General features: G+C 34.2%; 13 protein-coding genes. 12 read left to right on the plus strand and 1 reads right to left on the minus strand.

What is annotated here, in order from left to right:
* Positions 1–512 precede the first annotated feature (512 nt).
* The 12 genes from C8P67_RS20540 to C8P67_RS20605 all read left to right on the plus strand — a co-directional run bounded on the left by C8P67_RS20540 (position 513) and on the right by C8P67_RS20605 (position 12414).
* Positions 513–848: a hypothetical protein gene (locus tag C8P67_RS20540; protein WP_115815074.1), complete on the plus strand. Its 336-nt coding sequence runs from the start codon at positions 513–515 to the stop codon at positions 846–848.
* Positions 849–1639: 791 nt separating this feature from the next.
* A complete protein-coding gene (locus tag C8P67_RS20555; protein ID WP_147298269.1) occupies positions 1640–2248 on the plus strand; it encodes a hypothetical protein in 609 nt (202 codons plus the stop codon).
* Positions 2249–2395: 147 nt separating this feature from the next.
* On the plus strand, positions 2396–3163 hold the full coding sequence (locus tag C8P67_RS20560; RefSeq protein WP_245980553.1) for an N-acetylmuramoyl-L-alanine amidase family protein: 768 nt from the start codon (positions 2396–2398) through the stop codon (positions 3161–3163).
* Between the two features lie 69 nt (positions 3164–3232).
* A complete protein-coding gene (locus tag C8P67_RS20565; protein ID WP_115815078.1) occupies positions 3233–5107 on the plus strand; it encodes a M14 family metallopeptidase in 1875 nt (624 codons plus the stop codon).
* Positions 5108–5326: 219 nt separating this feature from the next.
* Positions 5327–6406 carry a DNA replication/repair protein RecF gene (gene recF, locus C8P67_RS20570; protein ID WP_115815079.1) on the plus strand — a complete coding sequence of 360 codons (1080 nt, stop codon included), beginning with the start codon at positions 5327–5329 and terminating at the stop codon, positions 6404–6406.
* Between the two features lie 72 nt (positions 6407–6478).
* On the plus strand, positions 6479–7177 hold the full coding sequence (locus C8P67_RS20575; RefSeq protein WP_115815080.1) for a thioredoxin domain-containing protein: 699 nt from the start codon (positions 6479–6481) through the stop codon (positions 7175–7177).
* Between the two features lie 8 nt (positions 7178–7185).
* Positions 7186–7857 (plus strand): DUF2461 domain-containing protein, encoded by a 672-nt coding sequence (locus C8P67_RS20580; RefSeq protein ID WP_115815081.1) that lies wholly within the window; start codon positions 7186–7188, stop codon positions 7855–7857.
* Between the two features lie 35 nt (positions 7858–7892).
* On the plus strand, positions 7893–8906 hold the full coding sequence (gene murB / locus C8P67_RS20585) for a UDP-N-acetylmuramate dehydrogenase (protein WP_115815082.1): 1014 nt from the start codon (positions 7893–7895) through the stop codon (positions 8904–8906).
* Between the two features lie 61 nt (positions 8907–8967).
* The gene (locus C8P67_RS20590; RefSeq protein ID WP_115815083.1) at positions 8968–9582 is read left to right on the plus strand and encodes an FMN-binding negative transcriptional regulator; all 615 of its coding nucleotides are present in this window, start codon (positions 8968–8970) and stop codon (positions 9580–9582) included.
* A gap of 73 nt (positions 9583–9655) precedes the next feature.
* On the plus strand, positions 9656–10762 hold the full coding sequence (locus C8P67_RS20595; protein ID WP_115815084.1) for a glycosyltransferase: 1107 nt from the start codon (positions 9656–9658) through the stop codon (positions 10760–10762).
* Positions 10753–11304 (plus strand): RNA polymerase sigma factor, encoded by a 552-nt coding sequence (locus tag C8P67_RS20600; RefSeq protein WP_115815085.1) that lies wholly within the window; start codon positions 10753–10755, stop codon positions 11302–11304. Before C8P67_RS20595 ends, C8P67_RS20600 begins: the two co-directional genes overlap by 10 nt.
* 279 nt (positions 11305–11583) lie before the next feature.
* Positions 11584–12414 carry an energy transducer TonB gene (locus C8P67_RS20605; RefSeq protein WP_115815086.1) on the plus strand — a complete coding sequence of 277 codons (831 nt, stop codon included), beginning with the start codon at positions 11584–11586 and terminating at the stop codon, positions 12412–12414.
* Between the two features lie 74 nt (positions 12415–12488).
* On the opposite strand, the gene C8P67_RS20610 is transcribed toward C8P67_RS20605, so the two are convergent.
* Complete coding sequence (locus C8P67_RS20610) at positions 12489–13364, minus strand: M48 family metalloprotease (protein ID WP_115815087.1); 876 nt, start codon at positions 13362–13364, stop codon at positions 12489–12491.
* Between the last annotated feature and the right edge of the window lie 210 nt (positions 13365–13574).

The following is a 13574-nucleotide window of genomic DNA, read 5'->3' on the forward strand; positions in this document are numbered from 1 at the left end:
ATGCGAACCTTTTCTTAAATCTGTGCTCATAATCTAAAGGTAAAGATTTTTTCGCATTACTAAAGTACTGCAATAAATTGCAGGGTTTTAAACCCGAATCTGAGACCAATAAAAAAGATGTTTTTTTTCGAGAACTCCTACATCTACAATCAAAACTCGTTAATCAGAAATCTTCAATCACATCATCATTAAATTAAGGACATCTATCAGATTCCTGCTTTTAAGTATAGCTGTGCTATGCAAATAGCATATTCATGCTATACTATTAATAGAACAAAGATATATTTAAAATACAGCGTCGCTCTACTAATTATTTAATAATGCTAAATTTTTAATATAGCGACGCTCTACTTAAAATATAGCGTCATTAGATCATAACTATAGCATCGCTATATCAAAAATACAGCATCTCTCTACTAACAATATAGTGATACTATTATTATAATAATAATTTACGCAGATTACATAAAAATTTTATTGTATTTTTATCAAAACATTAAACTATTTAAATTATGATAACAATAAAAACAGGAGAACTACTCTCGGCATACTGCGATCGCGAACGTATTTTCAAAAGCGGACTGGCAAGAAAAACTGGGATTGGCTATCAGTCTCTTTTAAAGTACCTCAAGTCTGAAAACATTTCTGTGAATACCTTATTAAAGCTATCAGAAGGTTTGGAGCATAATTTTTTGATGGACATCGCAGTTAAGCTGCCAAAAAATTATTCTACTGATGCTCCAACAGACCAAACTGCCGCCGATAAAATACAAGCCTTGGAAAGAAAAATAGAACTGCTTGAAGCAGAGAAACAAGTTTTACTGCAGGTGCTTGGGGCGAAAGGCTGAATTAATCAGTGATGCTAACTAAAATTATATATATTTGAATATATTAATGTGTGATAAAACTACGTAGAGTAGTTACTACAACGGTTTTGAGCAATTTGGCTCAATTAAAAAAATAGTTTTGTATTTGTAGCGGTTTTGCAAATCCGAAGATAGGGCTTAATTAAACTTACTGTATGAACAGGACGTTAGCGAATATACCATAAGTAGTAATGGACCAACGGTTACACCATTAAATAAATAAAAAATGGAAAATGCAAAAAAAAGAGCTTGGAACAATTCATTAATTATTTCTTCAATATATGTTGGAATTGGAACGTTAGCTGTTCTATGTTCATACCCACCATACTATAATGATTTTATTTTAGTGATACAATTACTTACATTTCCAGTTATTATTTTTAGTTTTGGAATAATGATAGCAGGTAAATATTATTTGGCAGTTATACTAATTCAGATAATTATTTTTTTAATATTTTGGTATATATGTTATCAACTTATGATAAAACGATACTTAAAAAAAGTATAATGTGTCGAATGCTAAATTAAAGAATATAATAACATATTGTTTTGTTCTAAAATTCAGGGATAAAAAAGAAAAGTTGATAACATTGACTTTCGAATAACGCAAAACACGCCCGCTAACTGGTACTAAAATGGTTTTAAGCAAAAGGTTTAATAAAAAAATGGTTTGCATTTGGGAAGATTTTGCAAATCAGAAGACTGGGGTTAATTTAGTCCTTAGCCTCCAGTAACATTAGAACTTAGCAAATCAGTTTGAAAACTATATAAAAATGAAATTTCAAAAGAAAGATAAATCTACTCTACTACTGACAACTATATTTTTACTTATAATTATGTTGTCAATATTTATAGACATGGATAAATTCATTCCGCATTTCAGTGAATATTCACTACTCTTTTTTCCACTTTTATATATTATTGACATTTTTGAATCTATTAGATATTCAAAAAACAAACCTGAAAACGAAATCAGAATAAAAAACAGCAATGATAATTATATCAATATTATACCATTCATTTTCGGTTCAATTTTCTGTTGTTTTGCAATACTATTTTTCTTTGCGACTGAAAATGAAAAAATATTAGCTGTCCTTTATTTTATATCAGGTCTGATTTTTATTTTTAAAGGTTTAATTTTTATTCCATCAGTATTAATTAAAAATGAAAATGGCAAGCTGTATTTAGAAAACGGAAAAGAAACAAATAGTTTTGAAATTGAACATATTGAAAGTTTAGAAATATTGAAAAACACTATTAACTTAAATCTTCAAAATAATAAAAAGTATATTTTTTCACATCTTGAATTAAACGCAACAGAAATCGAAAAAACAAAATGTTTTATTACAAAGCATTTCGGTATGCGTATTGAAAATAAATAAAATCTACAAAATCTGCATAAACCAAATTTACATTTACGTTAAAATCATAGTAAAAAAGTCAAAAAGAGAAATCTGCTTCTTAATTATATCGATATTTTTCAATAATTTGCGCCCAGCAGATTTGTAATTTTTTAAATGAACTATTAAATGAATATATCAAAGAAAACAAAAATAGCATTTGCATTTTTAACAATGCTGTTTATTGCCAATACTTATGGACAATCCGGTAATTTCAAAGTGACTTTGGATGCAGGGCATGGCGGTAAAGATACCGGCGCAAAGTATTTTGATAATAAAGAAAAGGATTTGACTCTGGCAGTTACCTTAAAAGTAGGTAAACTATTAGAACAAAATGCCGGTATTGAACTGATCTATACTCGAAAAACCGATGAATTTATTGAGCTGAGAGAAAGAGCAAAAATTGCCAATCGTGCTAATTCAAATTTATTTGTATCCATTCACTGTAATGCAAACAGAAGCCCAACAGGAAACGGCAGCGAGACTTATGTAATGGGTATGTCTAGAGCAAATATGAATCTGGAAGTTTCCAAAGCTGAAAACTCCGTAATCTTTTTAGAAGATAATTATGAGAAAACCTATAAAGGTTTTGACCCAAACAATCCAGGGACATTAATAGGACTGCAGATTGTACAGGAAAGCAATTTAACGAGCAGTATTGATCTTGCCACTAAAATCCAGAATAATTTTTCGAACACTATGTCTATAAAATCCCGAGGTATTAAACAAGAGCCTCTGTGGGTATTAGATGCTACTACAATGCCCGGAGTCCTAATCGAGATAGGTTTTATTTCTAACAAAATTGATGTGAGCATATTAGAATCCGAAGACGGACAGAATACTATTGCAGCAGCAATTGCCAATGCTATCATAAGCTATAAAAATGAAAATTTTTGATACCAAATGAGTAACCCAAAAGCTCAAACTGACAAAGTATTCAATGATCAAAAATTTTAATTATTAGTTATGACAAAAAAGAATAACTGCCCGTTTTTACTATATCTTTTTTTGCTGGGATCAGCAATAGCAAACGCTCAATCGATACTGCCACCAGAAATAGAATGGCATGGAAAAAGTGAATCACTTATTGCCAAACCAAATAATCCCTGGATTACACCAACCGAAAAAGCAAACTTTAGAACTACGCCGTCCTATCAGGAAACCATGATCTGGTTACAAAAACTTGATGCTGCCTCGCCATTACTTAAAATGATTTCTATTGGCAAAAGCGATGAAGGCAGAGATATTAATATGATTATTGCTTCTTCCGATAAAAATATAACTGCAGCTTCATTAAAGAGTTCGGCAAAACCTTTATTGCTGGTACAGGCAGGCATTCATTCCGGCGAAATTGACGGAAAAGATGCAGGCATGATGTTGCTGCGAGACATTGCTTTCGGCAATAAAAAGTCACTGCTTGATAAGGTGAATTTTTTGTTCATTCCTATTTTGAGTGTCGATGCACATGAACGTTCTTCAGCATATAACAGACCCAATCAGCGTGGCCCTGAGAACATGGGCTGGCGCACTAATGCACAAAATTTAAACTTAAACAGAGACTATGCAAAACTCGATACAAAGGAAATAAGAGCTGTTATAAAAGTAATCAACGATTATGATCCTGAAATGTATATGGATATTCATGTCACTGATGGTGCCGATTACCAATACGATATCACGTTTGGCGGTATTGGACAGATTGGATATTCTCCTGCTATCGAAAAATGGCTGAGCGAAACTTATAAACCCTTTACAGATAAAGACCTTTCTGCCAATGGACATATTCCCGGGGCGTTGACCAATGCTTTTAACGACAAAGAGTTTTCGCAGGGTAATGTAGTAACAACAGGTGCTCCGCGATTTTCTGACAGCTATGGCGATGCCCGTCATCTTGCTTCAGTTTTAGTGGAAAATCACTCATTAAAACCTTTTAAACAGCGAGTATTAGGCACCTATGTTTTATTGGAAAGCACTTTAAAATTATTGGCCAATGAAGGCAATTCATTACATGAAATTACAAAAAAGGATAAAGACATAAGGCCGGCAAAAGTTCCTATGGCCTGGAAGATACCGCAGATGAAACAGCGTACAACATTTGAAGCGTTATCCACTTTACAAAATTCAGAAAACGCTGCAAAACCTGCTGACAGCATAACTTTTTTAGCGATTGATTCTAAAATACAGAAATCTGCTGTAACCAATTCTGATTATGTCGAATGGCTGGGCAGACCAGTAACCATGCACATTGCTGATTATAAATCAACAGAGCCGATTGATTTTATCAGCAGGCCAAAAGGATATTGGATACCTGCTTCCTGCGGGGAAATAATTACAAGGCTGAAACTGCACGGCATTACGATGACAGCACTAACGGATGCCAAAGAAATAACCGTCGAAATGTACCGCATTACTGATTATAAATTTCAGGATGAGAATCAAGCTGTAAAACCTTTTGAAGGACATATGCAAGTTGATGCAGCCACAAAGACGGAAGTCCGTAAACAGCTGTTTCCAGCTGGTTCAGTATATGTTTCAACCGATCAGCCACTAGGCGACCTTGCCATGTTGCTGCTTGAAACAGCATCAAAGGATTCTTATTTCAGCTGGGGATTTTTTCTTAATATTTTCCAGCGGACTGAATATATTGAGGCTTATATAATGGAACCAATGGCAAAGAAAATGCTGGATGATTCGCCTGCATTACAGAAAGAATTTGAAGAAAAGAAAGCAAATGATGCGGCATTTGCCAACAATCCATCTGCCATACTCAGCTGGTTTTACAGTAAAACAAAATTTTATGACGAAAGGTATCTATTATATCCGATAGGAAGAGTTTTGTAATTAAATTTCAATACGATTACACCATTTTTTGTGGAATTTGCTTCTCTGGCAATTCCACATTTTTTTTTATACGGACAAACCACCTGGCTTCAAAAAGCTGATGAAAACTCAAAACCGCAAATTCAGTTCCTTTATCTCGATATTTTTCAATAATTTGCACCCTCTTAGAAACTGTCCAAAAAAGGACTTCGAAGACAACAATTCCAGCAAGACATTCAGATGTATTTAAAGAAAATATCGTTATTCAATTACAAAAACTTTTCCGAAGCCAATTTCGAATTTGACAGCAAAATCAATTGTTTTGTGGGCAAAAACGGCATCGGAAAAACCAATGTTTTGGATGCCATTTATCATTTGTCGTATGGAAAAAGTTATTTCAATCCGCTTGCCGTTCAAAACATCAAACATGGAGAAGAATTTTTCGTGATTGATGCCGAATTCGATAAAAATGAAAGAACCGAACAAATTGTCTGCAGTCTCAAAAAAGGACAGAAAAAAGTCCTCAAACGAAACGGAAAAGCCTATGATAAATTCTCGGACCATATTGGATTTATTCCGTTAGTCATTATCTCGCCAGCCGACAGAGATTTAATCATCGAAGGAAGCGAAACCCGCAGAAAATTCATGGACAGCGTGATTTCGCAGCTGGATCCGCATTATCTGCAGCAGCTCATTCAATATCAAAAAGTGATGAGCCAGCGCAACGCTTTATTAAAGTACTTTGCCCTGAACCATACTTATGACAACGATACCTTATCTATATATAATGAACAGTTAACCGAATTTGGCCAGTCCATCTTCGAAAAAAGAAAAGCATTCATCGCCGAGTTTATTCCTATTTTTAACTTTCATCATCACAATATAACAGGTTCGGAAGAATCGGTTCAAATCATTTATGAAAGCCATTTATTCGAAAATGATTTATTGACACTTTTACAACAAAGCATCAACAAAGACCGCATCCTGCAGTACACCAGCGTGGGAATTCATAAAGATGATCTCTCTTTTGAAATTGACAGTCATCCTATCAAGAAATTTGGTTCCCAAGGCCAGCAGAAATCATTTTTGATAGCCTTGAAACTTGCGCAGTTCGAATTCCTAAAAAAACAAAGCGGTGTAAAACCCATTCTGCTTTTTGATGACATCTTCGACAAACTGGATGAAACCCGTGTTTCCAAAATCATCGAAATGGTCAATAATGACACTTTTGGACAGCTTTTTATATCTGACACCCACCCTGAACGCACGGAAACGATTGTAAAATCGACGATGCAGAGTTATACGATTTTCAATTTGTGATTTAAGATTTCTTAAAGATTCAAAAAAACAAAAATTGCTTAAATTTACACCAATATAAAATATACGTTTCCAATGAAAATCAAACAGCTTTATTTATTCATCATATCCTTTATAATTTTCTCCTGCAACGGACAAACATCCACAAATGTCAAAACCATTGATGTTGCTTCGTATTCCGAAAAAATAAAAGCTACTCCAAACGCCCAAATTCTAGACGTTCGCACACCTGATGAATATGCAACTGGACATATCGAAAACTCCGATAATGTTGACTTTCTAAGCAGCAGTTTTGTTTTAAAAACTGACAAATACGACAAAACAAAACCTGTGTTTGTGTACTGTAAAAGCGGCGGGAGAAGTGCCAAAGCATCTGCAAAACTAGCCGAATTAGGCTTTACCTCTGTTTACAATCTTGATGGCGGAATGCTTAAATGGGAAGCTGCAGGACTGGCAAAACCAGACACCAAAATCATAGGTATCTGCAGTCAGGAATACGCCGAATTATTAAAATCCGACAAAAAAATAGTAGTAAACTTTTATGCACCTTGGTGTGCTCCCTGCAAAAAAATGGAACCTTACATCCTAAAAATGCAGAAAGAGATGGCCGATAAAGTAACCATCATCCGCCTGAATGCAGATGAAAACAAAACCATTATGCAGGAACTAAAAATCAGCGAACTTCCTACTCTGCTATTATACGAAAACAAAGCTATAAAATGGCAGCAATCGGGATTCGTGAGTGAAGAAGATTTAAAAACCCAATTACAATAATCCGGCCCATGCTCTCAAAAGACACCCTACAATTCCTCGAAGATTTAAAAGCCAACAACAACCGTGATTGGTTTCTCGAAAATAAAAAACGGTACGAAGCAGTAAAAAAAGACTACCATCAACTGGTTGGTTCTTTACTTGATGCCTTGAAACCTCTGGATTCTTCACTGGAAATGCTGGAAGTCAAAAACTGCGTTTTCAGAATAAACCGCGACGTTCGTTTTTCCAAAGACAAATCTCCTTACAAAACAAATTTGGGAATCTGGATTTCTGCAGGCTCTAAACACACCGAAGCTTCTGGTTATTACCTTCATATAGAAAACGGAAAATGTTTTGTTGGCGGAGGGATGTATTGCCCTCAGCCGGATCAGCTGCAAAAAATCAGAAAAGAAATCCATTTTTTCTATGATGATCTGGTCGAAATCATAAACGATAAAAAATTCCAGTCCGTTTACCAAAGTTTAAACAGAGACGAGAATTCGACCTTAAAAAATCCGCCAAAAGGCTACGACAAAGAAGATCCAGCGGTTGAATATTTGAAACTAAAAAGCTTTACGGCAACGCAGTCATTCGATACCAAATTGGTTACACAAAAAGATTTTGTTCCGACAATGGTCGAAAAAATGCTAGCCTTAAAACCTTTCAATAATTTTATCGAAAGAGCTTTATACACCGAATAATTACAAAAGCAAAACACTCTTAAATCCAATTCTTAATGGAGATTTTAAATAATTTTTCTTTAAAAAACTACAATACATTTGGCATTGAAGCCAAAGCCGAACAATTTGTTGCCGTTCACAGCGTTGCCGAATTGAAAAACATTTTGGAACAAAATAAAAACAAAAAGAAATTCATCCTTGGCGGCGGAAGCAATATGCTTTTGACAAAAAATATCGAAGCGCTTGTAATCCATATTGATTTAAAAGGAAAAAAAATAATAAAGGAAGATTCTGATTTCGTTTGGATCGAAGGGCAGGCTGGTGAAAACTGGCATCAATTTGTGCTTTGGAACATTGAACAAAATTTTGGCGGACTCGAAAACATGTCACTTATTCCGGGAAATGTTGGGACAACTCCCGTACAAAATATTGGTGCTTACGGCACTGAAATTAAAGACACTTTTGTTTCCTGTGAAGCGATACATATCGAAACTCAGGCAATGAAAACTTTCAACAAAGAAGAATGTAATTTCGGATACAGAGAAAGTGTTTTTAAAAACGAAGTAAAAGACCAATACATCATAACTTCTGTCGTTTTTAAACTAACGAAACAGAACCATAAAATAAATACTTCTTATGGTGATATTCTTGCCGAATTAGCAAAGAATAACATCACAGCTCCCGGTCTAAAAGACGTGAGTAATGCCGTGATTGCCATTCGCAAAAGCAAATTACCTGACCCTGCCGAATTAGGAAACAGCGGTAGTTTTTTCAAAAACCCGATACTTTTAAAATCCGATTTTGAACCAATACACCAAAAATTTCCAGAAATGAGATTCTTCGACATTTCAGAAACCGAAGTTAAAGTTCCAGCAGGCTGGCTGATTGAACAGGCTGGATTGAAAGGAAAACGTTTTGGCGATGCCGGAGTTCATAAAAATCAGGCATTGGTTTTGGTAAACTATGGAGGCGCAACTGGTCAGGAAATTTTGGATGTTTCCAAAACTGTTCAGGACACTGTTTTCAACACATTTGGCATTCATATTGAAGCAGAAGTGAATATAATCTAGATTACAGATTTTAGAATTCAGATAACAGAAATCCTAAATCAGGAATTTAAAATAGCAGAAAATGTACAACCTGGATATATTCAAAAACGAAGACAAAGACTCCATCATAAAATTTCTAAAGGAGAATGCTTTTGGACTTCTCATCAATCAAACCAATGGGAAATTATTTGCCACGCATATCCCTTTAGAACTGGATTATAACAAAGATGGTGAAGAAATTCTGCACGGTCATATTTCAAAAGAAAATCCGCAATGGACTGCTTTTGAATCAAACGATCAAGTTTTAGCAGTATTTACTGGGGCTCACGCTTATATATCTTCGTCTTGGTACGATCATGAAAATGTTCCTACTTGGAATTATTCGGCGGTACATATTTACGGAAAAATCAAAATCATAGAAGGAGATGCCGTAATCGACTCTTTAACGAAATTAGTAGACAAATACGAGCAAAACTCCAAATGTCCAGTCCGTGTTTCGGAATTATCAAAGAAAACAATGATGCAGACCCGAGGCATTGTGGCATTTGAAATTAAAATTGAAGAGATACAAGCCAAAAATAAAATGTCACAAAATAGAGATGATAAAAATTATTCGAATATTATTTCGGAATTGGAAAAAACAGAAAAACCTCAATCTAAGGCTGTAGCAAAAGAAATGTCCAAATTAAGAAAGTAATTACTCATTTTACATTGATAATTGACAATTGCTAATTACATTTGTAATCGTTTTAAAAGCCAAAAAATAAAAGATGCTAAACATTATTTTATACTTTTTTATTGCTATTGTTGTTATTCAACTTTTTTATTATCTCATTGTTTTTGCAAAGTTTTCTTTTGCCAGAGCACAGGAAATTAAACCCACAAATATTCCAATTTCGGTAATTGTATGTGCCAAAAACGAGGAAGAAAATGTCGCTAAATACATTCCTTTATTGGCCGAGCAAAATTATCCCGATTTCGAAATTGTCTTGATTGACGATGCTTCGAGCGATACTACTTTGGATATTTTTGAAGAATTTGAAAAAACATATCCTAACATTAAATTAGTTAAAGTAAAAAACAACGAAGCTTTTTGGGGAAATAAAAAATATGCTTTAACATTAGGAATCAAAGCTGCTAAAAAAGAATACCTTCTCTTTACAGATGCAGACTGCTACCCAGCTTCCAAAGACTGGATAACTGCAATGAGCGCTCAATTTACCAAAGAAGAAACCATTGTTTTGGGTTACGGCGGTTATGAAAAAATAAACAATTCTTTTCTAAATAAAATAATCCGTTTTGAAACTTTACTTACGGCTCTTCAGTATTTTTCATGGGCAAAAACAGGCAAGCCATATATGGGCGTGGGCCGTAATTTAGCTTACAAAAAAGAGGAGTTTTTCAATGTAAACGGCTTTATCGATCACATACAGATTCGTTCTGGAGACGATGATTTATTCATCAACCAAGCTGCAAATTCAGACAATACAACCATTAGTTTTTCACCTGAGAGCTTTACATATTCAGCACCAAAAACCAGCTACAGAGATTGGTTTATTCAAAAAAGAAGACACGTTGCCACTGCTAAATTTTACAAAGCATTTGACAAAATACAGCTTGGACTGTTCTTTAGCTCACAATTATTATTCCTGCTGTTACCAATTGCATTATTGGTTTTTCAATTTCAATGGATATTAGTATTAAGCCTTATCGGCTTTAGATATTTGGTAACTTGGATTGTAATTGGATTTGCTTCCGGAAAATTAAAAGAAAAAGATGTAATGTACTGGTATCCTATTATCGAAATTATACTTATATTCACTCAGATTAATGTTTTTATAACCAATATTTTTTCAAAACCTGCACATTGGAAATAAGCAAACAAATAGAAAAAGCTAAGAAAGGAAATCAAGTTGCCTTTACTTTTCTATTGGATTACTACTGGAATGAAGTCTACGGTTTTATGCTGAAACGAACCGAAAACGAGACCACAGCCGAAGATATTACCATTGAAACTTTCTCTAAAGCATTTGACAAAATAGCAACCTACAACCCAGAGTTTCAATTTAACACTTGGTTAATTTCTATTGCAAAAAATGTTCATATCGATTTAATCCGCAAAAAAAAATCGAGCCTTTTTATTGAAATTACCGACGAAGAAGACCAAACTGCCTATAATGTTGCCGATACTACTCCATCGGCAGAAGATGTATTAATTACCGAGCAGAATCTTTCACAGCTGCTGCGGTTTATCAAAGAACTGAAACCTCATTATCAAGAAGTAATTCAACTGCGTTATTTTCAGGAAATGAGTTATCAGGAAATTGCGAACAAAATTGACGAACCTTTGAGCAATGTAAAAATCAAACTGCTTCGTGCCAAAAAATTACTTTCAGAAATTATTCAGAACAGAAGGTAGTTTTACCAAAATATTTTACTGAATATTTATACCAAAAACATATTACTCCCTTCCATTATAAGGCTTCAGATTAATTTACATTAACAGAATTAATTTGTTAAAAAACAATAGTTATATTCAATAAATATTACTATATTTACTTACACTGATACCTATTTAACAACTTTATTAAAAATAATCACATTCACACATACTAAAATTCCTGTTATTTGCGTTAGAAACAAAAACCCGCTTTAGCTTATGATTTAATCTCTACTTTAACCATTAAATCCATAAATTATGTCTAAATTAAACCTCTACGAAACAAGCTGGACTGACATCGTATTCGAAAACAGAAACAAAGAATACGGCGCGTATCATTTACGTCAGGAAAACACTAAAACAACCATTTTTGCACTCTTTATGGGAGTATCTCTATTGACAGCTGCCCTATGCGTCCCGAAAGTTTATAGCTATCTAAATCCGGCACAGATTATCACAACTGTCATTCCTGAATCAGATGTTATAGAAGTCTCACCTTACGACCCTATTATACCTAACGAGACAAGGCCAGAAGAAGCTGCAATGCCTGCAGTTACAGAACCAATTGAACAAACCATTAATACCGCCCAACAGCTAACAAATCCCGTAATTACTCATTCTACAGAAGCAACAACTGAACCTATTGCTACAAATATTGAACTCAAAAATACCACGGATAACAGTACTGGAACTCCAGGCGGAACAGGTGTAGGCACAGGAACTTCAACAGGTACAGGTACGGCAGTCGAACCCACTAGCGTACCTACCAATGCAATTATGAATAGTGCTGTGTTAGATAAAAAACCTGAATTCCCTGGGGGAATCAACAAGTTTTATACTTATGTAGGCAATAATTTTGAACGACCAGAACTTGACAGTGAAATGGCAATTCGCGTAAGTGTATCTTTTGTTATTGAGAAAGATGGAAGCATGACCGACATCAGAGTTCTTAAAGATCCTGGTTATGGATTAGGAGCCGAAGCCATTCGTGTTTTAAAATCATTAAAAACAAAATGGAGCCCAGGAATTCTTGACGGCAAAGCAGTTAGAACTTCTTATAATCTGCCAATTACAATTCAGACAAACTAAACTATAACTCAAAAAAGAAAGCTGCATATAAATAATATGTAGCTTTCTTTTTTATATAAATACCAAATTGAAACTTATTTTTTCTTTTTAGCAGTGGTTTTTTTAGTTGTTTTCTTGGCTGTAGTTTTCTTCACCACAGGGAGAGTATTTACAATTGGCTTTTGCACATACGGCTTATATAATCCATCCTTTTCAGCCCTTGCTTTGGCATTATCTGCTCTTAATTTAGAATCTGGATGTGAACTCATCATCTGATCAATAAAAGAACTCTGAGTCCCTTCACTCATTTTTGCTAATATTCTAAAGGCAGATTCCTCTGCATTTACATCATAACCATTTTTTTTCATAAAATCGTAAGCAAACAAATCGGCCTCCGATTCTTGTTTACGGCTATATTTACTATCAATCATTGCACTTCCAATTTTGGCCAGCTGACTGTCTGTAATCGCAGAAATCTTAACCGATTGAGAAGAGGCGGCATCAATCAAAGCTTCTTTTTGGTACAAAGCTTTCATAGCATCTCTAGAATCATGATTATGAACATGCCCAATTTCGTGGCCTATCACAGCAATTAACTCATTATCATCCATCACATCCATCAAGCCGGAAAACACTCGTACACTTCCGTCTGCAGTAGCAAAAGCATTTACATCTTTAGTTAAATATACTTTATAATTCAATGTATAAAATTCACCTTTTGTATATTTTCCAAAAACTCTGGCCAAACGAATCGCATAAGGATCTGTAGCAGGTGCTACTTTATTTTCGGCATCCATTTTATCAACAGCTGGTTTAGATAAAGCTGCAGCATCGGCATCGCTAAAAGTAAATCCTGTCATTCCTTTTTGAACAGCACCTAATGCTTTTTCACCAAAATTAATTTGAGCCTGAGCCTTAGTTATTCCAAACAAAACAATTATTGCTCCTGAAAGTAATATTTTAGTATTCATTTTTTTTCATGTTTAATTGAGTAAGCAAATATACTACAACTTTGAAAACAACATAATCCCGAACTATTTAAAAATTTAAATTTAATATTACAAAAATCTTAATCCTATTTATCTTTCACATCTGTTTTTTGAAAACAAAAATCACAAAACAGACCCGACAGCACAACAAGTTTTGTCAAAATTCACAAATATGGAACTCTAATTCTAAAA

It is taken from the genome of Flavobacterium aquicola, from assembly GCF_003385115.1.
Lineage (GTDB): Bacteria > Bacteroidota > Bacteroidia > Flavobacteriales > Flavobacteriaceae > Flavobacterium > Flavobacterium aquicola.